The 20,692-nt window shown below is 53.3% G+C and carries 19 protein-coding genes and 1 tRNA gene; 13 read left to right on the forward strand and 7 right to left on the reverse strand.

Annotated elements, in window-relative coordinates; genetic code table 11:
- Nucleotides 1–66 precede the first annotated feature (66 nt).
- The 3 genes from bioA to bioB are packed head-to-tail and all read right to left on the reverse strand — an operon-like array spanning nucleotide 67 to nucleotide 3,137.
- Entirely contained in the window at nucleotides 67–1,416 is a 1,350-nt protein-coding gene (gene bioA, locus MJO47_RS12230) for an adenosylmethionine--8-amino-7-oxononanoate transaminase (protein ID WP_253961402.1), read from the reverse strand.
- Nucleotides 1,417–1,423: 7 nt separating this feature from the next.
- A complete protein-coding gene (bioD, locus tag MJO47_RS12235; RefSeq protein ID WP_253961403.1) occupies nucleotides 1,424–2,164 on the reverse strand; it encodes a dethiobiotin synthase in 741 nt (246 codons plus the stop codon).
- Nucleotides 2,154–3,137 (reverse strand): biotin synthase BioB, encoded by a 984-nt coding sequence (gene bioB / locus MJO47_RS12240; protein ID WP_253961404.1) that lies wholly within the window; start codon nucleotides 3,135–3,137, stop codon nucleotides 2,154–2,156. The genes bioD and bioB overlap by 11 nt, the downstream gene beginning before the upstream one ends.
- Nucleotides 3,138–3,338: 201 nt before the next feature.
- Here bioB and MJO47_RS12245 point away from each other — a divergent pair, with 201 nt between their 5' ends.
- From MJO47_RS12245 to MJO47_RS12305, 13 genes are all read left to right on the forward strand, one after another.
- Entirely contained in the window at nucleotides 3,339–3,902 is a 564-nt protein-coding gene (locus tag MJO47_RS12245) for a helix-turn-helix domain-containing protein (protein ID WP_253961405.1), read from the forward strand.
- A gap of 66 nt (nucleotides 3,903–3,968) precedes the next feature.
- Nucleotides 3,969–4,535, forward strand: a complete 567-nt coding sequence (locus MJO47_RS12250) for a helix-turn-helix domain-containing protein (protein WP_253961406.1) — start codon at nucleotides 3,969–3,971, stop codon at nucleotides 4,533–4,535.
- A 26-nt stretch (nucleotides 4,536–4,561) separates the two neighbouring features.
- Nucleotides 4,562–5,815 (forward strand): lipopolysaccharide assembly protein LapB, encoded by a 1,254-nt coding sequence (locus tag MJO47_RS12255; protein ID WP_253961407.1) that lies wholly within the window; start codon nucleotides 4,562–4,564, stop codon nucleotides 5,813–5,815.
- Between the two features lie 192 nt (nucleotides 5,816–6,007).
- Complete coding sequence (locus tag MJO47_RS12260; protein ID WP_155876208.1) at nucleotides 6,008–6,283, forward strand: HU family DNA-binding protein; 276 nt, start codon at nucleotides 6,008–6,010, stop codon at nucleotides 6,281–6,283.
- 259 nt (nucleotides 6,284–6,542) lie between these two features.
- Nucleotides 6,543–8,234 (forward strand): Na/Pi cotransporter family protein, encoded by a 1,692-nt coding sequence (locus MJO47_RS12265; protein WP_253961408.1) that lies wholly within the window; start codon nucleotides 6,543–6,545, stop codon nucleotides 8,232–8,234.
- The gene (locus tag MJO47_RS12270; RefSeq protein WP_253961409.1) at nucleotides 8,221–9,159 is read left to right on the forward strand and encodes a Ppx/GppA phosphatase family protein; all 939 of its coding nucleotides are present in this window, start codon (nucleotides 8,221–8,223) and stop codon (nucleotides 9,157–9,159) included. Before MJO47_RS12265 ends, MJO47_RS12270 begins: the two co-directional genes overlap by 14 nt.
- A gap of 106 nt (nucleotides 9,160–9,265) precedes the next feature.
- Complete coding sequence (gene iorA / locus MJO47_RS12275) at nucleotides 9,266–11,032, forward strand: indolepyruvate ferredoxin oxidoreductase subunit alpha (RefSeq protein ID WP_253961410.1); 1,767 nt, start codon at nucleotides 9,266–9,268, stop codon at nucleotides 11,030–11,032.
- A complete protein-coding gene (locus MJO47_RS12280) occupies nucleotides 11,022–11,603 on the forward strand; it encodes an indolepyruvate oxidoreductase subunit beta (protein WP_253961411.1) in 582 nt (193 codons plus the stop codon). The genes iorA and MJO47_RS12280 overlap by 11 nt, the downstream gene beginning before the upstream one ends.
- Nucleotides 11,604–11,645: 42 nt before the next feature.
- Nucleotides 11,646–12,953, forward strand: a complete 1,308-nt coding sequence (locus MJO47_RS12285) for a phenylacetate--CoA ligase family protein (RefSeq protein ID WP_253961412.1) — start codon at nucleotides 11,646–11,648, stop codon at nucleotides 12,951–12,953.
- Between the two features lie 29 nt (nucleotides 12,954–12,982).
- Nucleotides 12,983–13,414, forward strand: coding sequence for an ACT domain-containing protein (locus MJO47_RS12290; protein ID WP_253961413.1), 432 nt, complete (start codon nucleotides 12,983–12,985; stop codon nucleotides 13,412–13,414).
- A gap of 67 nt (nucleotides 13,415–13,481) precedes the next feature.
- A complete protein-coding gene (locus tag MJO47_RS12295) occupies nucleotides 13,482–14,783 on the forward strand; it encodes a phenylacetate--CoA ligase family protein (RefSeq protein ID WP_253961414.1) in 1,302 nt (433 codons plus the stop codon).
- 114 nt (nucleotides 14,784–14,897) lie between these two features.
- A tRNA-Pro gene (locus MJO47_RS12300) sits at nucleotides 14,898–14,974 on the forward strand.
- A gap of 141 nt (nucleotides 14,975–15,115) precedes the next feature.
- Nucleotides 15,116–16,873 carry a DEAD/DEAH box helicase gene (locus MJO47_RS12305; protein ID WP_253961415.1) on the forward strand — a complete coding sequence of 586 codons (1,758 nt, stop codon included), beginning with the start codon at nucleotides 15,116–15,118 and terminating at the stop codon, nucleotides 16,871–16,873.
- A 51-nt stretch (nucleotides 16,874–16,924) separates the two neighbouring features.
- Here MJO47_RS12305 and MJO47_RS12310 read toward each other — a convergent pair whose 3' ends face one another.
- The 4 genes from MJO47_RS12310 to recG form a co-directional block, all read right to left on the reverse strand.
- Entirely contained in the window at nucleotides 16,925–17,245 is a 321-nt protein-coding gene (locus MJO47_RS12310) for an RNA-binding protein (protein ID WP_253961416.1), read from the reverse strand.
- A gap of 361 nt (nucleotides 17,246–17,606) precedes the next feature.
- A complete protein-coding gene (locus tag MJO47_RS12315; protein ID WP_253961417.1) occupies nucleotides 17,607–17,825 on the reverse strand; it encodes a hypothetical protein in 219 nt (72 codons plus the stop codon).
- Nucleotides 17,826–17,928: 103 nt separating this feature from the next.
- Nucleotides 17,929–18,489 (reverse strand): DUF4126 domain-containing protein, encoded by a 561-nt coding sequence (locus MJO47_RS12320; protein ID WP_371926701.1) that lies wholly within the window; start codon nucleotides 18,487–18,489, stop codon nucleotides 17,929–17,931.
- Between the two features lie 40 nt (nucleotides 18,490–18,529).
- On the reverse strand, nucleotides 18,530–20,683 hold the full coding sequence (recG, locus tag MJO47_RS12325; protein WP_253961419.1) for an ATP-dependent DNA helicase RecG: 2,154 nt from the start codon (nucleotides 20,681–20,683) through the stop codon (nucleotides 18,530–18,532).
- Nucleotides 20,684–20,692: the final 9 nt, after the last annotated feature.

Here is a 20,692-nt window from a genome sequence, read left to right on the forward strand (position 1 = left end):
GCTTCTGATCGCATGAAAAAACAGCCTGGCAGTCCTTTTATTCGAGGATGCCAGGCTGTTTTCGTATTACGAACGTGTTACCTCTGCAATCGCCTCGTAGGCCACGTCGAGAATCTCTCGCAGTTCGTTTTCCGTGGTGGTCAAAGGCGGCATGCAGTAAATGACGTTTCCCAATGGCCGAAGAACTACGCCTCGCTCAAGGGCGCATTTGTATACTTCCAGCCCCCTTCTTTCCTGCCAGGGGTAAGGTATTTTACCGGCTTTCTTCTGGACCATTTCAGCAGCCCAGACCATACCCAACTGCCGGACCTCGCCGACATGGGGCAAAGCCTCAAAGCGCGACTGGCTGTCGGCTAGCAGGGCTGTTTTAGGGGCAAGGGAGTCCAGAATGTTCTCCTGCTCGAAAATATGGAGAACTTCCACAGCCACGGCGCAGGCCAGGGGGTTGCCCGTATAGGAGTGGGAATGGAGAAACGCCTTGAGGTCGACGTAATCCCCATAGAAGGCGTCGTACATCCGGTCCGTGGCAAGGACCACGGCCAGAGGCATGGTGCCCCCCGTGATGCCCTTGGAAAGACACAGGAGATCGGGAGAAACTCCGGCATGATCATTGGCGAACATTTTGCCCGTCCGACCAAAACCGGTGGCGATTTCGTCAGCGATGTAGTGAACCTCAAACCGGTCGCAGAGTTCGCGCAATTGGCGCAGGTAGCTTGGCGGATAGATGCGCATGCCGGCAGCTGCCTGCAGAAGAGGCTCGACAATGATGCCGGCTATTTCTTGATGCTGGTCTGCCACTAATTTTCCCAGAGCCTCAAAGCAGGGCGCCGGGCAGGATTCCCGCTGCAGTCCGTAGGGACAGCGAAAGCAGTCAGGGCCCTGCACCTGAAATCCCTCCAGCAGGATAGGGCGATAGATGTCCTTGTAGAGGCTGCAGCCGCTCACCGATAACGCTCCCACTGTTTCACCATGATAGGCGTCCGTCAGGGAGACGAATTTGGTTTTCTGCGGTCGCTGCGTCTGCTGCCAATACTGAAAGCTCATCTTCAGGGCCGCTTCCACGGCCGAAGAACCGTTGTCCGTAAAAAACACCCGGTTCAGACCCGCCGGAGCCAGACGGCAAAGCCTGCTGGCAAGTTCCACCGCGGGTTCATGGGTGAAGCCGGCAAAAATATGATGAGAGACTTTGTCGATCTGGGTCTTCAGGGCATTATTGAGGCGCGGGTGGTTGTGACCGAAGAGATTGACCCACCAGGATGATACGGCATCGATGTAGCGGTGGCCGGATTTGTCTATGAGATAGACCCCCTCGGCGCGCTCAATAGCAATCGGCGGCAGTTTTTCATGGTCCTTTTGCTGGGTGCAGGGGTGCCAGACATGGTCCCTGTCCAGTTGGAGGAGAGTCTGGGTATCCATCACCAATCTATCCCTTGTTTGCAATCAGGTGGCGAAGGCCGAAATTCATCAGCATCCAGGGGAGGGTGTTCAGCCCGGCAATTTCGTCGGCCAGGGCCGACACAACGTCGCGCCGGCTGCCGCGATGGTGCGAAAGAACCCCCAGCAGATCGGCGGAAGCCAGGGTTACCAGTGTCTTGGGAGCGGAGGCGCAGGCCTCGTCGGGGGCTTCCGGCATGTTGTTGATCATGAAGCCGGCACAGGGAATGGACATCCCCTGTGCGGCAAAAGTCGTCAGCAGGGTGTGGTTGACCGTTCCCAGGTCGGGACGGGCTACAACGACGAGAGAATAGCCCAATTGTCTGGCGAGATCAGCCAGCAGAAGACCACCGGCCAAGGGAACCATGAGGCCCCCGGCCCCTTCGATCAGAAGGAAGTCATACCGTTGCCGGAGGTTTTCGGCCGCAGCCAGGATGACGGAAACGTCGATGGCGCGATCTTCCTTTTTTGCCGCCACCGAAGGAGCCAGCGGGGCTTTGAAACGATAAGGGGTGATCAGGTCGGGTTCATCGGTGGAGGCCGCCGCCCATTGCAGGAGTTCGCCATCTTCACCCAGGCGGGTGGTGTCGGCCACGCCGGTTTCCACGGGCTTCATGACACCGACATTGACCCCACGACCCCGCAGATAAAGGGCAAGGGCCGCCGTAACCATCGTTTTGCCTACACCCGTATCGGTACCTGTTACAAAAACACCCGCCTCAGAGTTCATGGACTGCCACCTCTGCGTCAATAATCATCTGCCTGTCTTCCTCCAGATTCCGGCCATGCACGGTAAGATAGTTGCCGACCATCATACCGTTTGCTCCGGCCATGAAAATCATCGATTGCAGGTCGCGCAGGTTCTGTTCACGACCACCGCACACTCTAATACTTCGATCCGGCAAAATAAAGCGAAACATGGCAATGGCTCGCAGGCAGTCCATGGGAGAGATCGGCGGGCAGTTCTCCAGCGGTGTTCCCTCGACCGGGGTAAGGAAGTTGAGAGGAACAGAATCCACCTCCAAATCCCGGAGGGTTTCAGCGAGCTCGATGCGCTGCTCCAGAGATTCGCCCAAGCCCAGGATGCCACCGCTGCACACGCGCATCCCGGCGGCCTTGGCCAGGCGAACCGTATTCAAGTCCAGTTCGTAGGGATGCGTCGAGCAGATGTTTGGGAAAAAGGAGGGGGCGGTCTCCAGGTTGTGGTGGTAAGTCACACAGCCGGCTGCAGCTAGCGCCTGCGCGGAGGCATCGTCAAGCAGGCCCAGGGAGGCCGATGGTTCTACCGACAGCTCTCGACGGATTTGGCGAATCGCTTGCAAAACCGTATTGAGTTCATCCTCGGTACTTATGGAGGTGCCGCTGGTCACAATGCCGTAGCAATGGGCACCCGCTTGTTGGGCAGATCGGGCTCCTGAAAAAATTTCCTCTACGGTTTTAAGAGGAAAAACCGGCGCATCGGTCTGGTAGTGGGACGATTGAGCACAAAAAGCACAGTTTTCCGGGCAAATGCCTGACTTGGCGTTAATAATGGCACACAGGGAGACTTTGGCCGCATGAAACTTCTCTCTGATGCGTTGCGCGCCGGCAAAAAAGTAGCTCAGCTCAGCATTTTCGGCCTTGAGGATGGTCAGAGCTTCGTCCTTGGTCAGTCTTTCGCCGGAAAGAACCTTCTCGGTTATGTCCAGGGGCCTTTTTAACATGGCGTATGCCTTTCTTTGGATGTCTTTCAGAACACCTCCCTGCATACTCGATTTGCAAACTATTTGTCAACCATGCACCACAGGCAGGTTGACGTTTTATTGAAATTACCATTTCTGTTCGATCCAGTCTCATATCGTATTGACAGTGCAACTCCAATGGTGTAGAACATCATTTCATTTTTTATTGTTTCAGGGGGAGGCATGGTCAAAAAACTCATCGGAAAAAAGCTCAAAGATACCCGATTGAAAAATGATATGACGATTCAGGACCTGGCTGACAGGTCACGGGTTTCGTCCAACATGATCTCGAGGATTGAGAGAGGTCTCACCATACCCTCCGTCGAGATTCTTATGAAACTCGCCAATGCTTTTGGGATGAGTATCAGCTATTTTGTCGAGGAAGCGGAAAAAGGATCGACCCTGGTCTTTACTCCCAAGGGAAGCGGAGAGCCGATTTTCTTTTTTGAAGACAAACACCAGATTACCAGTCTTACGCAAGGTATCCGTGATCCAAGTTTTACTGTTTTTTATGACACAATTGAAGCGGGATGCAGCAGTGGTGAAGGTGGGATGGTTCATACCGGAGAAGAATTCGCCCAAGTCATTGAAGGATCGCTTGAATTTGTTATCGACGGGGACCGCTACGTGCTGAAGGAAGGAGATTCCCTGGTATTCAAGGCCTCTCTGCCCCATCGATGGCGCAATCTCCACCAAGGGACTACCCTGGTCCTGTGGGTGGTTTCACCTGCACCACAGGTCGAGTAGTTCACCTTTTCATCTCGAAAATAGAACGTTTTTATATTGAAGATGTGACCACCTGATGAGGTCTTCATGAAAATAAAAAAAATTGTCGGTAAAAAACTCAAGGCAATCCGCTTAAAAAATGACCTGACTATACAGGAACTGGCCGACAGGTCCACCGTTTCCTCCAACATGATTTCCCGCATCGAACGCGGCCTGACGATTCCCTCCGTCGAAATCCTGATGAAGCTTGCTGGCGTTTTCAATAAAAGCATCAATTATTTCGTCGAAGAGGTCACCACCACGCATGAGGTGGTTTTTTCATCACCCGGCAAAAGAGACAAGACCGTCTACGACGATGAGTTCAACATGCATACCGAATCTTTTACCTCAGGATTGCGCGATCCCCAGTTTTCATCCTTTTTCTGTACGGTAAAGAAGGGGGGAACAAGCGGTCGCAAGAATATGTACCACCCTGGAGATGAACTCATTTATGTGCTGGAGGGGAGCTTGCTGGTTGACATCGCCGGGGACAAATATACCTTGCACACCGGGGACAGCCTTTCTTTTAAGTCGCATTTGCCTCATCGATGGGATAATATCGGCGAAAATGATGCCAAGGTCATCTGGACCCTCTCGCCCTTCACAACGATCTGAATCTTTTTGCAAACAGGTTTTCCCTCATGAGTTTCTTCTCCAGACTGTTCAAATCCGATCCTGTCGACGCCCTAAAAAAAGCCTTTGAGCAAAAACAATACGCCGAAGTGTTGTCCCGGTCGCAAACTCTGGCAATGGAAGAACTCGAACCTGCCATTCGTCAGGAGGTAGAGGGGATTTTGACCGCCGCCGGTGATGCCCTCGCCCGTATCAACCTTGAAGAAGGAGAAGCTTTTTTGCGCGCCGGCGACAGGGACCGGGCGGCCGACCACTTCGTGTTGGCCTCCACCCAGGCCAAAAGCGATTCGTTGCGCGAAAAGATTGAGGAGAATCTGCATTCCACGCGCACCAAAACCTCGACAACAAAATATTCGCCCGCTGGGCACTCGGACAACTGCGCTGGCAGTTGCTGTCCTCCGGGGGGCACTGCCGGCCCCCTGGATGAGAGCGATTTGCCACCCGAGGAGGAGTTTGAGCTTGTTCTGGCCGGCTACCCCATGGAGTGGGCGGAAAAATATGTCGATCTGCCCCCTGCCTTCTTTGAAGGGTTTCTTTTTTCCCATCGCGGCGACAGCGATACCGCCCTGACTTTTTTTGAGCAGGTCCCGGTTGATACCCAAAATGCCATTTTCTTTTTTGAAAGGGGATCTACTTACGGACGGCTGGGCAAGACAGACAAGGCCCTTGCGGATCTGCGGCGATGTCATGAACTTGAGCCTGAAAGCCTGATAGTCCTTGAAACCCTGATTCATCTTGAAAAATCTACCAAGCAGGGGACCCTGGCAGAGACCCGACTGCAGGATCTGCTGGAAAAGGGGTATGAACCTGCTTTTTGTCATGGTCAGTTGGCCGTCCTCAATGCCATCAAACAAGACACGGACAAAGCCTTGGAACACGGTACCCAGGCAGTTCGGACCGGCTCGAAGGATCCTGAAGTCATTTTTCTGACGGCTTCACTGCTGGAAGGCCGCGACAGGCTGGCAGAGGCTGAAGCTCTTCTGGGTAAACTTCAGGGGGGTGGTTGTGGCGGGGTTAACATCCCCTTGGCTGAATTTTGGCTACGGCACCAGAAAAACATAGATAAGGCGCTGGAATCTTTCAAAAAGGCTTCCGCGCACGAACCTCAAAATCTGAAGTGGCCCTTCCGCATGGCTGAGGCCTATCTGGCCAAGGGATGGAAAAGGGAAGGGGAGGACATTATAAAAAACCTTCTTCAGTCTGGAGATCTTGATCCCCAGCTTGCCCAAAAAGGACAACAGTATCTTGAAGGCGGAAGGTAAAATTCCGAGAAGTAGTTGAAAATTCTACCTCCTTGGTTGACAAGGAATCACCATCAAGTATATTTTGCACAGATGGACGGTAGAAACAGGCCGCCACGATGAATCCACGTACGACATGTCTGTTTTTTCAGGATAAACCAACCACGTGACTGTCGGTTTCGGCTGGCAGGTATTGTTATCCGGGGAGGCCACATGAACAAGTCGGAATTGGTGGAAGCACTGGCCGGTGAAAAAAATCTCACCTATAAAAAATCAGAAGAGATTGTCAATATCATCTTCGACTCTATGGCGCAGGAATTGGCCGATGGAGGGAGAATCGAGATTCGCGGGTTTGGTAGCTTCGTTGTCAAAGACTACAAGGCCTATACCGGGCGCAATCCTAAGACGGGGGAGATCATTCAGGTCAAACCCAAGCGACTCCCCTTTTTCAAGGTGGGCAAGGAGTTGCGCGAACGCGTTGACAAATAGTTGATCTTCTTCTCCCAAGCCGGGTTTTTATACCCGGCTTTTTTGTACCTTCCACCGCTCCTTTTTTTGAGAAGGGGGCTCATTCTCCGTACTTTACCTTCGAATAAAATTCCCCCACAATTCTGAAATAAGTTATTGAAACATCAGACATTTTCCCGTATTGGCAGGGACTTTTGCATTGAAAAAGCGGTGCCTATCAGGTATAGTCAGCCCGTTTTTTCCTAATTGTTATTTCTGGATCCCTACAGGAGAGTTTTTGATGCTGGATATTCTGCTTAATCAGACGCTGATTTTTGGTCTGTTTGGGGGGCTGGGTCTCTTTCTCTTCGGCATGAAAATCATGTCCGAGGGGTTGCAGAAGGTGGCCGGCGACAAAATGCGGAAAATTCTTTCCGCCCTGACCGCGAACCGTTTTATCAGCACCCTGGTGGGGCTTTCCGTTACGGCTATCATCCAATCCTCCAGTGCCACTACCGTCATGGTGGTGGGATTTGTCAACGCTGGTCTGATGTCTCTTTATCAGGCCATCGGCGTTGTTCTCGGTGCCAATATCGGCACCACCATCACCGCTCAGTTGATCGCTTTCAAAATTACTGCCTATGCCCTGCCGGCCATTGGTGCCGGAACGGCTCTTAAGCTTTTTTCGCGAAACAGGAAGTGGGTTTATGCCGGCGAGATTCTCCTTGGCTTCGGCATCCTCTTTTTCGGTCTGGCCACCATGAAAGAAGCTTTTGAGCCCGTCAAGACCAGCGTCGAATTCCGCGACATGTTCCTTTTGGTAGGGGATCACTATCTGCTGGGTGTGTTTATCGGGGCGGTGCTGACGATCATTGTTCAAAGCAGCACGGCCACTTTGGGGATCACCCTCGCTCTCGCGACGAGCGGCATCATCTCTTTTGAGGCCAGTGTAGTGTTGATTCTGGGCGAAAACATCGGCACCACCATCACCGCCAATCTGGCTGCTATCGGCACCAATCTCGCTGCCCGACGTACCGCTCTGGCCCACTTTTTATTCAACCTGATCGGCGTTGCCTACATGGTGGCGTTTTTGCCGATTTTTATGAACCTGGTGGACATGATTACCCCGGGTGCTGCCGACTTTGTGATCGAAACGCAAAATCAGGCCGCCAGTTTCGGTGGTTCGGTGGGTGATAAACCCTTCATTGCCAGGCATATTGCCAACACCCATACCTTGTTCAATATCATCAATACCCTGATTTTTCTTCCCATGATCGGTATCCTGGCTAAACTGTCAACTTTGCTGATTAGAGGGAAGGACGTCGAGATGGAATATCATCTCAAATACATAGATAGTCGGGTTCTGAATACGCCGCCCATCGCGCTCGGTCAAGCCCGGGCCGAAACCAGGCGCATGGCCCAGATGACTCTGGAAATGCTGGAAGGGACCATTGAGTTTTTAGCCGACAATAACGACAAGAGCATCCCGGCCCTTGAAAAAAAGGAAGAGGCCGTCGATCTGCTGCAACGGGAAATCACAGATTTTCTGGTCGCCCTGTCACAACAGTCGATCTCTCAGGACAGCTCTAAAGACATTGCCTCGCTGATGCATATGGTCAATGATCTGGAAAGGGTGGGAGACCATTGTGAAAATCTGTGGCGACTGGGTTTGCGACGGAAAGGGGAGAAGGTGACCTTTTCTGAGATTGCCAACGCCGAAATTCAGGAGATCGGTGAAAAGAGCAAAGATTTTCTTTCCTTTACCGTGCAGGCGCTGGAGCGTCAGGATAAAACCATCCAAGAGAAAGCTTCTTTTATGGAAGAAGAAATCGACCAGCTCGAAGAAACTTTCCGGAACAACCACATTGCGCGCCTCAATACGAGCGAATGTGCCGTAGATCCTGGCCTTATCTTTGTCGACATGCTTCATAACTTTGAAAAAATCGGTGACCACACATTCAATGTTACCAGAGCCATCATTGGCCAGAAGTGATCTGACCGCCGCCATCGATATCGGCAGCAACACGGTTCGGCTGCTGATCGCTTCAGTAGGTCAGGGGACTATTGAGCCTGTTTGTTACTTTCGTAAAATCACCCGACTGGCCGGCGGTTTTGCAGAGGACACCGGGCTTGCCCCAGCTGCGATGGCGAGAACGCTCACGGCGCTGCTGGAAATCAGAGCGATTCTCCTGCGATACGGGATTGAAAATCCTCGTGCCGTTGGCACAGAGGCTCTCCGTAAAGCGTGCAATGGTCGAGATTTCGTTCAGGAAGTCAGCCGTACCGCCGGATTTCACCTTGAAATCATTGACGGTCCGACGGAAGCACGCCTCAGCTGTCTGGGTGTTCTTTCCGCAATCCATCCCCTCCCTGATAAGTGCCTGATTTTTGATATCGGTGGGGGCAGCACCGAATTTATTTTATGGCAAAACGGGAAGATTAAATTCCAGGCCAGCTATCCCCTGGGCGTGGTGCGGTTGAGTGAAAGCGGCCAAGATCCTGAAAAGCAGGACGACATCCTCACCCGGATATTGGCAACCGTTGAGCAAGACCTGCAAGATGGAGGATTTTTTGCCGAGATTCTTGAGCCCGAGGTTCTTTTGGTTGGCACGGCGGGGACTGTGACGACCTTGGCTGCCATCGATCTTGAATTGAGGCAGTATGACCGTGAAAAAGTCAACAACCACATCCTGTCCTATGACAAATTAGAGCAGATGCTACAAGTGCTGGCAAAACTCCAGCTCGCGGAACGCGAAAAAATCCCCGGAATGGAGGAGGGGAGGGGGGATTTGATTGTCCCTGGCTTGCGAGTCGTTCTTTCCCTCATGCCCCTGTTTCAGAAAAACTCGCTGGTGGTAAGCGACGCCGGTCTGCTCGAAGGGATTATCCTCGATCTTAACGACAGGTGCATGGTCTGAATAAATTGACAATTCTTCCGCTGTTCATTTATAGTTTCAAGCTGTTTTCGCATCTTCTAATCCAAGTCCCATATCGAATCTAATCTCAAAAACAACAAGGATCCTCATGGAAAAAGCCATTCTGTCAGGAAATGAAGCAATCGCCCGTGGCGCGTTTGAAGCCGGGGTCAAGGTGGCCTCGGCTTATCCGGGCACACCGAGTACGGAAATTCTCGAAAACATTGTTCAATACCAAGGCATTGATGCCTCTTGGGCTCCCAATGAAAAGGTGGCCCTTGAAGTGGGCATTGGCGCCTGCTTTGGTGGAGCCCGGTCTCTGGTCACCATGAAGCACGTCGGGGTGAATGTAGCGGCCGACCCCTTGTTCACCCTGACTTATACGGGGGTTCGAGGCGGGCTTGTCCTGGTTACCGCCGATGATCCTGAAATGCACTCGTCTCAGAATGAACAGGACAACCGCAATTACGCCAAATTTGCCAAAATCCCCATGTTCGAGCCAAGCGACAGCCAGGAAGCTCTCACTTACACGCGTCTTGCCTTTGAGGTCAGTGAAAAATTCGACACGCCCGTGTTTTTGCGCACGACCACCCGCATCTCCCATTCCAAGTCCATCGTGGAATTGGGCGAACCCGTCTCTGAAACACCCGAGATTGGACTGGTCAAGGATCCACCCAAATTCGTCATGTTGCCGGGTAACGCCAGACGACGTCACCCCATCATTGAGCAGCGCCTGATTGATATGGAGGAATGGGCCAGCGAACAGCCCTTTAACCGCATCGAGGAAGGCTCCAAGGAGGTGGGGGTCATCACCTCCGGCGTGTCCTATCAGTACGCCAAGGAAGTTCTGCCCGAGGCCAGCATCCTTAAGCTCGGCCTGGTTTATCCGCTGCCCAAACGCCTGATTCGCGAATTTGCGGCGCGTTTCAAAACCCTTTACGTCATCGAAGAACTCGATCCTTTCCTGGAAGAACAGATTCTGGCAATGGGCATCCAGGTCAAGGGCAAAGAGCTCTTCCCTATTTGCGGTGAATTGACCCCCGGCCGGGTAAAGAAGGGTTTGACCGGCGAGGATGCCGCGGTCGCTTTTCAGCATAACGAACCATTGCCGAACCGTCCCCCCAACATGTGTCCCGGCTGCCCTCATCGGGGCGTCTTTCTCGCCCTTAACCGGCTTAAAGCCTTTGTGAGCGGTGATATCGGGTGCTACACACTCGGTTTCATGCCGCCGTTGTCCGCCATGGACACCTGTGTCTGCATGGGGGCAAGCATTGGCAACGCGACAGGATTGGGAAAGATCCTCAGTCCCGAGGATCGCAAAAAAGTCGTGGCCGTTATTGGCGACTCCACTTTTTTGCATACCGGCATCAACGGTTTGATCGACATGGTCTACAACCGGTCCCAGGGAACCGTCATCATTTTGGACAACCGCATTACCGGCATGACCGGGCGCCAGGAAAACCCTTCTTCAGGCTATACGCTGATGGGGGAACCGGCTCCGGAAGTCAATCTTGAGCAGCTTTGCCTGTCTGTCGGGGTGCGGCACGTCAAGGTGATCGATCCCTATGACCTTGACCTGACCCGTGCCACGATCCGCGAAGAAATGGATAGGCCTGAGCCGTCCGTTATCATCACCCGCCGCCCCTGTATGCTTATGAAGCGGGATGTGGTCAAACGCAAGCCGCCCCTGGTCGTCGATATCCATAAGTGCACCGCCTGCAAGGCCTGCCTGAAACTGGGGTGCCCGGCCATCATCTGGAATGATTCGGCGGGCGAAAAAGGCAAGGCCCAGGTTGACCCCCTGATCTGCGTGGGGTGTGGGGTCTGTGAACAGGTGTGCAAGTTCGGAGCGTTTGGAGTGAGTGATGACAAATAAAGTGACGAATATTCTGCTTGTCGGCGTGGGAGGGCAGGGAACCCTGCTCGCCAGTGAAGTGCTTAGCGAAGTTCTGATGATGGCCGGCTACGATGTCAAGAAGGCCGAGGTGCATGGTATGGCCCAGCGAGGTGGCAGCGTGGTCAGTCATGTCCGTTTCGGCAAAAAAGTCTACTCGGAAATCATCCCGGAAGGGGAGGCCGACATCCTTTTTGGCTTCGAGCTGCTGGAGTCTTATCGCTATCTTCCCCTGTTGCGCCAAACGGGACGAGCCATTGTGAACGACCTGAAGATTCTGCCCCCGGCGGTCGCGCTCGGGCAGGAATCGTACCCAAAGGATATCCCGGAAAAAATCATGAGCGCCTTCCCACAGTCAAAAATAATTCAGGGTCTTACTTTGGCCCTGGAAACCGGCAATGCCCGCACCGTCAACACGGTTTTGCTGGGAGCTTTGTCCAAATCGCTGGACATTCCGGAAGATATGTGGAAAGAGGCGATCAGAAAGCTGGTGCCCGAACGTTTCGTCGAGGAAAACCTCCAGGCTTTTGAGCTGGGGAGATCAGCGCAGTAGTAAAGATTGTTCAGCAGGTTGTAGAGGGAAAGGCAGGGAACGATGATATGGAATGATGAATTTGAAACCCTCCCGCGAGAGGCGATCGAGTCGCTTCAGTTCAAGCGACTCCGGCAGACCCTTGAACGGGTCAGTGCCACGGTTCCTTTTTATCGGGACAGCTTCAAAAAGGCCAAGGTTGCGCTGGAGGACATCAAGTCGCTGGACGATCTGCGGCGATTGCCCTTTACCCTCAAGAGCGATATGCGGGACAACTATCCCTATGGTCTTTTTGCCGTCCCGCTGGATGAGATCGTTCGCATTCACGCCTCCTCCGGCACAACAGGCAAACCAACGGTGGTGGGCTATACGCGCCGGGATATCGAGATGTGGGCCGAACTGATGGCCCGCTCCTTTGTGGCCGCCGGGGCTCATCGGGGTGATGTCATTCACAATGCGTATGGATACGGCCTTTTTACCGGCGGACTAGGTGCGCACTATGGAGCCGAAAAGCTGGGGGCCTCTGTCATCCCCATGTCGGGGGGCAATACCCGCAAGCAGATCATGATCATGCAGGATTTCGGTTCGACGGTGCTGACCTGTACCCCCTCCTACAGCCTCTATCTGGCGGAAGCGGCGGCCGAAGAAGGCGTCAACATCCAGGACCTCAAACTCAGGGTGGGGATCTTCGGAGCCGAACCCTGGACGGAAGAGATGCGCCGCGAGATCGAAGCCAAGCTCAATATCAAGGCGATTGACATTTACGGGCTGTCCGAAATACTCGGTCCCGGGGTGGCCATCGAATGTCATGAAGCGCAGCATGGCCTGCACATTTGGGAGGATCACTTCATTCCCGAAATCATCAATCCCGACACCGGTGAAGTGTTGCCGGACGGTGAACTTGGTGAGTTGGTCATTACCACCATCACCAAAGAAGGGATCCCGATGATCCGCTACCGTACGCGCGACATCACCCGACTGATTGCCGAACCCTGCATCTGTGGCCGGACTCACAGACGCATCGCCCGTATGAGTGGCCGGTCGGATGACATGCTGATTATCCGTGGCGTCAACGTCTTTCCATCTCAGATCGAAAGCGTCCTGGTCAGTATAGAAGGGGTTGAACCCCACTATCAGCTCATTGTGGAACGGGAAGAGAACCTCGATACCCTGGAGATCCAGGTGGAGGTCAACGAACAAACCTTCTCGGACGAAATCAAGGTCCTTCAGGATCTATCGAACCGGATTCGTCATGAAATCAAGGATCTGCTTGGCATTACCTGTAAGGTCCGCCTGGTTGAACCCAAAACGATTGCTCGCAGCGAAGGAAAAGCCAAGCGGGTTATCGATCGGCGCAAAGAGAATCAGTGACCGCTTCAGCTAGCAAGGGAGGTAGATCGATGAAGGTAGAGCAGATTTCAATTTTTATAGAAAACAAGTCTGGCCGTTTGGCAGAGGTCACCGAAGCCCTGGGTGACGCCGGTGTCAATATTCGGGCCCTGTCCTTGGCCGATACTTCGGATTTCGGCATCCTGCGCCTGATCGTCGACAAAACGGATCTGGCAAAAAACACCTTAAAAGAACGGGGATTTACGGTCAATAAGACGGAGGTGGTTGCCGTTGAGGTTCCCGATCGTCCCAAGGGGCTTTACGGGATTTTGCAGGTTCTTGACCGTGCTACCGTCAATGTCGAATACATGTATGCCTTCGTTGAGCGCTGTGGCGGAAATGCCGTCATCATTTTCCGTTTTGACAATCCCGAAGAAGCTATCAAGGTTCTGACTCAGAACAACGTAAATGTTCTGCAGGGAGAACGCATTTATTCGATGTAAGAAAATCTGTTTAATATTAGCTTATTAGACCCAAAGACTAGAAATGGCTTTAGGGTTGGAGTCTTTGATGCCCATCTGGAACCCCGAAAAAGAATGTCTTGACCGAAGGTCTTTAAAAGAGCTTCAACTGGAAGGACTGAAAAATACGGTTCGCCGTGTTTTCGAACACGTTCCCTGCTATCAGAGCAAGTTCAGTAACTTGAAGCTCACCCCCGAAAGCATTTCCAGTTTGTCTGATCTGTCCAAACTCCCGTTTACAACCAAAGAGGACCTACGCCTTAACTATCCATACGGCATGTTTGCTGTTCCCATGCGGCAGGTGGTTCGCATCCATTCCTCTTCGGGCACAACCGGAAAGCCCACTGTTGTTGGATATACCCGCAATGATCTCAATACCTGGACAGAGCTGGTGGCCCGATTTATGACGGCCGCCGGGGTGAGTGCCGACGACATTGTGCAGATTGCTTTTGGCTATGGCCTCTTCACGGGGGCCTTCGGTCTTCATTATGGCGCTGAGCGCATTGGGGCTTCAGTGATTCCCATTTCGAGCGGCAATACAGACAAACAGCTCATGATCATGCAGGACTACCGCTCTACGGCCCTGGTCTGTACTCCCTCATACGCACTGACCCTGGCTGATCGCATGGAGAAGCAGGGCATTTCACCCGAGTCCATGGCACTCAAGTTTGGTCTCTTCGGCGGGGAACCCTGGAGCGAGGAGATGCGCAAAGAGATCGAGAAGCGCCTGGGGATTCTGGCAACAGACAATTACGGGCTCTCAGAGGTCATGGGACCGGGTATTGCCGGTGAATGCGAGCACCAATGCGGCATGCATCTGTTTGAAGACCATTTCATTGCCGAAATTATTAATCCTGAAACCGGTGAAGTTCTTCCGGAAGGAGAGATGGGAGAACTGGTGTTGACCAGCATCACCAAAGAAGCCTTCCCGATGATCCGCTACCGTACCCGCGATATTACCCGCCTGATCTACGAGCCCTGCGCCTGCGGCAGAACCCTGGCCAGAATGCAGAAAACTGCCGGGCGCTCCGATGACATGCTCATTATCAAGGGCGTCAACGTCTTCCCGACCCAGATTGAGGAGATCCTCTTTCAGGTCGAAGGCTGTGAGCCGCATTATCAGCTGGTCGTTGACAGGGTAGGGACCATGGACACCCTGGAGGTGCATGTCGAGGTCAATGAAGGTATTTTCTTTGACGAGATGAAAAGACAGCGGGCCTTTGTTGAAATGGTGGAAAAACGTCTGGCCTCCAGTTTGGGAGTCGGGGCCAAGGTAAAGCTCGTTGAGCCTTCCTCTATTCAGCGGCACGAAGGAAAAGCCAACCGCGTAATTGACCGCCGCAAAATCTGACTTATGTAACCACCTGAAAAGACAGTCAGTTTAGGCCTATGGTCGGTGATTATTTTGATAATTTTCCCTTGACATTCCATATCAAATAAACCATAATCCGGTCTCGTTGATTGACGGGGCGTAGCGCAGCCTGGTAGCGCACGTGCATGGGGTGCACGGGGTCGGAGGTTCAAATCCTCTCGCCCCGACCAACGAGGAAAAGGGAGTGACTCAGTCACTCCCTTTTTTTTTAACACCTGGTTAGAATTGCGCTATACAGTTTAATAGGGTACTTTTTTAACGCTCTGATCACACCCAAAGATTTTTTTACAGACCCATTACACAGGATTTCCATGAACGAAAACGACGTTATCAGCTTTGCCCAGCTAGACCTTCACCCCGCAATATTCAAGGTTATCGACGAGGTGGGCTATGAAACCCCGTCACCTATTCAGGCTCAAAGCATTCCCCCACTACTGGAGGGCAGGGATCTACTTGGGCAGGCTCAGACCGGCACCGGCAAAACTGCCGCCTTTTCCTTGCCCCTTTTGAGCCGCATTGATCTGGATAAAAAGATTCCCCAGATACTCGTGTTGACGCCAACGCGGGAACTGGCCCTGCAGGTAGCCGAAGCGATGCAGACCTATGCCAGACACCTCAAGGGATTCCAGGTGTTACCCGTATATGGCGGGCAAAATATGAGCCAGCAACTTCGGCAACTGCAGCGAGGAGTCCATGCTGTAGTGGGTACGCCGGGCCGCATCCAGGATCACCTTCGGCGCGGCACCCTCAAGCTCGATCGCCTGCTGGCTGTTGTGGTGGATGAAGCGGATGAAATGCTCAAAATGGGTTTCATCGAAGAGGTTGAACAGATACTTGAACATACCCCGGCCGAGCGGCAGACCGTCCTCTTTTCCGCCACGATCCCCAGGGAAGTGCTGCAGGTGGCGCGCCGTCACCTACAGAATCCCGTAGAGATTCGCATCAAAAGCAAGACGTCGACGGTGGAGACCATCAGTCAGCGCTTCTGGCAGGTCAAGGGCCTGCATAAACTGGATGCGCTTACCCGCATCCTGGAGGCGGAAGAGATCGAAGCGATGATCATCTTCGTTCGTACCAAGCTTGCCACAATCGAGTTGTCCGAAAAGCTTGAAGCACGCGGATTCTCCAGCGCTCCTCTCAATGGTGACATGACCCAGGCCATGCGTGAGAAAACGATCGAACGCCTTAAGAATGGGTCGCTTGATATTGTGGTTGCGACGGATGTGGCCGCCCGCGGTCTGGATGTCAAACGTATCAGTCATGTCGTCAATTACGACATCCCCTATGACACAGAAGCCTATATTCACCGCATTGGTCGAACGGGTCGGGCGGGCAGGGAAGGGAAAGCTATTCTCTTTGTCGCGCCTCGTGAACGCCGCATGCTCTATGCCATTGAACAGGCTACTCGACAACCCATCACCCCAATGACTCTGCCGACCCGCAAGGATATCACGGACAGGCGTATCGGTCTTTTCAAGGAGATGATCGCCGAGGCGATGGAGTCCCAGGATCTGGAATTTTTCGAGGAACTGATCGACAACTACCAGGATGAATACGATGTCGGTCTGCGGCGTATTGCGGCCACCCTTGCTTACCTGGTTCAAAAAGATAAACCCCTGCAGATCGAAGGGTCTGCCGTCGAGGATGTCTTGGAGACCTCTCCAATGACAACTGCCGACGGCGACCGAAGGGGCCGAACGACGCCAGGCACCATGACGCGATATCGCATCGAAGTCGGGCGTATCCACGGGGTGGAGCCACGTCATATTGTCGGGGCCATCAGCAACGAGGCCCAGCTCAGCAGCAGTGATATCGGACAGATCAAGCTGTTCGACACTTTCAGCCTGGTCGATTTACCTGAAGATCTTTCGAAGGAAACCATGCGGGTGCTGCAGAATGTGTGGGTTTGCGGACAGCAGCTGCAGCTTCGCGTCGATACCGGCAAGCCGGGGACAAGCCCAGGGGAGGGACGCCGGAAAAAATCACCATTGAAGGGGAAGGGGGCGCGGCCCTTCAGTCCGACGAGGAAAAAAGTTCCCTCCGGGAAACGGGGTCCGAAAGATAAGTAGGCGAATCCATTAAAAAAGGCGACTCATGGTCGCCTTTTTTAATGTTTCCAGCTAGTTCCTGCGCCGATCAGGACGATTCTCGCGAGCAGAGCGTTCACGACCTCCACCCGTATTTGTAGTGCCAGGCTTTTTGGGTAGCGCCTCTGACACCGAAATCTGTCGATTGCCGAGAAGGGCGCCATCCAGCGTTTCAACCACCTCGCGGACTTTGACATCAATCATCTTGACGAAACCGCTCCCTTTAAAGAGGCCCGTTTTGCGATCGATGACCAGATTAACAGCTTTCACCTTGCCCGCGACTTCAAAGAGTTTACGCAAATCCTCCTCGGTGGCGTCAAAAGGCATGTTTGAGACATAGAAATCGAAAATCATAAATTGCTCCCGTCTGAATTATTCACGCTAAGGCCTGACCTTAGGTGGTCACTACACTTTCAGGTCGAAAACTAACACAATCTATCGGCCAAGGGGAGAATATCTTGTTGGATGTGTTTCAGGAGGAGGGCACCTCTAGATAGAATGAGCGTTTCCTTTTTTGTGTCAATTTCCAAATAGCGTTCACTTATGGCCCCTATAACAAGCGGTGCCGTTTCGCCTAACGGCTTCACTCTGTCGCGGATCCCGTCGACCGTCCAGGGCGTCGCCTGTCGCTCGGCTGCGGATACCTCGCCGATGCTCCCGACTGCACCATGTTAAGTCCCTGGGGAGGGGAACAGATGGGAACGCTCAGGCTTCATCACCATCCGCGAACCTCAATAGAGAAGACCTCGCAGAGTGCAAGCTGGGAAATGGTCAGGTGTCGGAGAAGATACCGGCGGTACTTTTCAGGAACCTTGCGAATGTAGCGAGCGGCCAGGAGGGAACGTTCAGAGTTGGTCAGACTGTCGACGTAGAAAAGGAGCTGTTCAGATCGCTGCCGACATTGTTCCGTTTTCCTTTGGCCGGGGGTCAGCATGAGCACCCCTCGCCAAGCGGATTAAAGGTAACGTCGGATAAGATATATTATGTAAACATAAAAATAGAAACAGTAGTCTGGAATAAAAACAAACCGGCTCACCCTAGTATCGTGTTGATCGTTTTCTGTAAAAAAATCGAAAAGCAAGAAGCAAGGAGATCAACAGGCCTGTCACGGCAATAACCGGGGCCATCAGGGCCAGAACGGTCATGAGTATGGACCCAACCAATTCCAATCCACCAATGAGGAGATTACCGAGTCCGCCGGTGATGAGACTTGACCCACCGCGCACCATGACGCTGCTCATCTGCACTAACCCTGCCGTGCCCCCTCCGGCAATAATGGCGAGCGACCACTGAAGAAATGGTGAGACATCACCGAGCAAGGATGCCATCAGCAGTGTCCCCGCGATGACAGCGGCCGGGGTCGTGATGGAATCGACCAGATTGTCGATAAAGGGAATCGTATAGGCCGCAACTTCAAGCACGGTGGCAAAGGCCAGCGCTACCAGTGCGGATTCGCTGCCGAGCCAGGTAAACTGGGGGGACAAAGACAACAGACCGAAATGTGCGGCAATACTGACGCCAAGCAGGGGCACAAAAACCCTGAATCCGCTGGCTGCACTCAGGCCTATGCCAATGAGAATAGCGGTTATTAATTCGATCTGTTGAGGTTCCATGTGATATTTCCCGAAAAACTCAGGATCAGGCTACCGTAGCCAACTCCAGCCGATCCCCCCAGCGATCCATGAGAGCCTCTCGCAACTCCTGATACTCGGGGTTTCGTAAAAAATCGTCTTTTTCAGCTAGTTTAAAAGCTTCTTCTCGGGCTTGATCAAGGAGATAGCCGTCCCGTAGCAGATTGGCCACCCTGAAGTCCGGCAGTCCAGCCTGTCGTGTCCCCATAAGTTCGCCCGGCCCACGAATTTGCAGATCGGCCTCGGCAATTTGGAATCCATCGGTGGTTTTGACCATAACTTCCAGTCGCTGTCTGGCCTCTTCCGTATATCGAGAGGAGTGTATCAACAGGCAATGTCCCCGATGTTCGCCCCGCCCTACCCGACCTCGTAGCTGGTGCAATTGCGCGAGCCCAAATCTTTCGGCGTGTTCAATGAGCATCACCGTGGCATTAGGTACATCGATACCCACCTCGATGACCGTGGTGGAGACCAGAATATCAATATGGTGATTTTTGAAAGCGTTCATCACAGTTTCCTTTTCCTCAGTTTTCAGACGCCCATGAAGCAGGCCAAGCCGGTATTGAGGAAAAATCTCCGCGGCCAGCTGTTGAGCCGCTTCGGTGGCGGCTTTCAGATCGCTTTTTTCGGACTCTTCCACCAAGGGATAAACGATGTAGGCCTGACGTCCCGCCTTCAGTTCGCGCGAGATGATGTCATGTGCCGTTTTAGGCTGATTTTCTGCAATGACCCGGGTGGTGATCGGAGTTCGGCCGGGAGGCAGTTCATCGATAACGGACAGAGCCAGGTCCCCGTAAAGGGTCAGGGAAAGAGTGCGGGGAATGGGAGTGGCCGTCATGACCAGAATATGCGGATTTTCCCCTTTCCTACGGAGAACAGCCCTTTGCTTCACTCCGAATCGATGCTGTTCGTCGATGATACCGAGCCCCAGTCGTTTGAACTCGACATTCTCCTGCAGAACGGCGTGAGTCCCCACCAAGAGATGAATCGTGCCGGCACGAAGACCTTCGAGGAGGTTCCGGCGATCCGCCGGAGACGATGATCCCGAAAGAAGACCGACCTGAAGGTTGAGCGCTTCGAGCCAGGGCCGAAAGTTAAGGTAGTGCTGTTCAGCCAGTATTTCGGTCGGGGCGACCACAGCGACCTGGGTATCGTTTTCGATAGCCAGTAAGGCAGCCATCAGGGCGACGATGGTTTTGCCGCTGCCGACATCGCCCTGTACCAGACGGTTCATCGGGTGCGGACGCATCACATCTCTTTTGATCTCGCCAAGAACCCTTTTTTGGGCCGCCGTCAGTCGGAAAGGCAGCATCTCCGCCAGGGGCTTCGTGTACAGGTGGTTCACCTGAAAAGGAATACCCTGCTCAAGAATCATGCCTTGGCGACGCAAAGCCAAACCCAGTTCGAGGAAGAAGAATTCATCAAATACAATGGATCGCCGGCCCTGGTCCCTCCCCTCCTCCAGGTCTTCCACAGAGGCCTGGTCCGCAGGCCAGTGAACCTGTTGTACGGCCGGGGCCAGGGGCAGCAACCGGTATTTTTGCAGGATTTCGCCAGGAATTGGCGACACCAGGCCGGGAGCGTAGGTCTCGACAATATCCTTCCATATTTTCCTGGCGACTTTTTGCGACAAACCTTCGGTTAAAGGATATACCGGCAGAATGCGGCCAAAGTTGAGAGGATCGGAGGCCAGATGATCCTGCAGGGAGACCTTATCGGGCAGAAAGTCCACATCGGGATGATGAACCTCGGGGCGAGCCCCGAACCGCTTTACTTCGCCATTGAACAGCCCTTTTTTGCCGGGAGAAAAACGACTTTTGATCCAGTTTCGTTGATAGCGGAACCATTTCAGAGAAACCTGCCCGCTACCGTCAGAGACAATGACTTCGAAGATTTTCTTGCGGGCTCTGGGCGTCAGAGTTTCGCTGGCCGCAAGGACCTCCCCATAGAAGACTTCGCTTCTGCCGGGGCGTAAATGGGCAATTTTGCGGATTTCCCGGCGGTCTTCATAGCGGTGGGGCAGCGTATAGAGGGCATCCTCCAGTGAGGAAACACCCATTTGACGTAATTTTTCCAGAAGGCGGGGTCCAACCCCCCGGATCTGGTCCAGGGGGGTTGAGAGAATGGATCGACTGCTTTGGTAGGAAAGGATCGGGGGCATCTCCCCTCC

The organism is Desulfuromonas sp. KJ2020, assembly GCF_024197615.1.
GTDB lineage: Bacteria > Desulfobacterota > Desulfuromonadia > Desulfuromonadales > SZUA-540 > SZUA-540.

Coding starts and splice junctions, on each gene's coding strand:
- MJO47_RS12280 (WP_253961411.1), top strand. CDS start 11,022: ATGACAAATAAAGTGACGAATATTCTGCTTGTCGGCGTGGGAGGGCAG.
- bioB (WP_253961404.1), bottom strand. CDS start 3,137: ATGTTAAAAAGGCCCCTGGACATAACCGAGAAGGTTCTTTCCGGCGAA.
- MJO47_RS12305 (WP_253961415.1), top strand. CDS start 15,116: ATGAACGAAAACGACGTTATCAGCTTTGCCCAGCTAGACCTTCACCCC.
- MJO47_RS12290 (WP_253961413.1), top strand. CDS start 12,983: ATGAAGGTAGAGCAGATTTCAATTTTTATAGAAAACAAGTCTGGCCGT.
- MJO47_RS12255 (WP_253961407.1), top strand. CDS start 4,562: ATGAGTTTCTTCTCCAGACTGTTCAAATCCGATCCTGTCGACGCCCTA.
- bioA (WP_253961402.1), bottom strand. CDS start 1,416: ATGGATACCCAGACTCTCCTCCAACTGGACAGGGACCATGTCTGGCAC.
- bioD (WP_253961403.1), bottom strand. CDS start 2,164: ATGAACTCTGAGGCGGGTGTTTTTGTAACAGGTACCGATACGGGTGTA.
- MJO47_RS12265 (WP_253961408.1), top strand. CDS start 6,543: ATGCTGGATATTCTGCTTAATCAGACGCTGATTTTTGGTCTGTTTGGG.
- MJO47_RS12285 (WP_253961412.1), top strand. CDS start 11,646: ATGATATGGAATGATGAATTTGAAACCCTCCCGCGAGAGGCGATCGAG.
- MJO47_RS12295 (WP_253961414.1), top strand. CDS start 13,482: ATGCCCATCTGGAACCCCGAAAAAGAATGTCTTGACCGAAGGTCTTTA.
- MJO47_RS12250 (WP_253961406.1), top strand. CDS start 3,969: ATGAAAATAAAAAAAATTGTCGGTAAAAAACTCAAGGCAATCCGCTTA.
- MJO47_RS12315 (WP_253961417.1), bottom strand. CDS start 17,825: ATGCTGACCCCCGGCCAAAGGAAAACGGAACAATGTCGGCAGCGATCT.
- iorA (WP_253961410.1), top strand. CDS start 9,266: ATGGAAAAAGCCATTCTGTCAGGAAATGAAGCAATCGCCCGTGGCGCG.
- recG (WP_253961419.1), bottom strand. CDS start 20,683: ATGCCCCCGATCCTTTCCTACCAAAGCAGTCGATCCATTCTCTCAACC.
- MJO47_RS12260 (WP_155876208.1), top strand. CDS start 6,008: ATGAACAAGTCGGAATTGGTGGAAGCACTGGCCGGTGAAAAAAATCTC.
- MJO47_RS12245 (WP_253961405.1), top strand. CDS start 3,339: ATGGTCAAAAAACTCATCGGAAAAAAGCTCAAAGATACCCGATTGAAA.
- MJO47_RS12310 (WP_253961416.1), bottom strand. CDS start 17,245: ATGATTTTCGATTTCTATGTCTCAAACATGCCTTTTGACGCCACCGAG.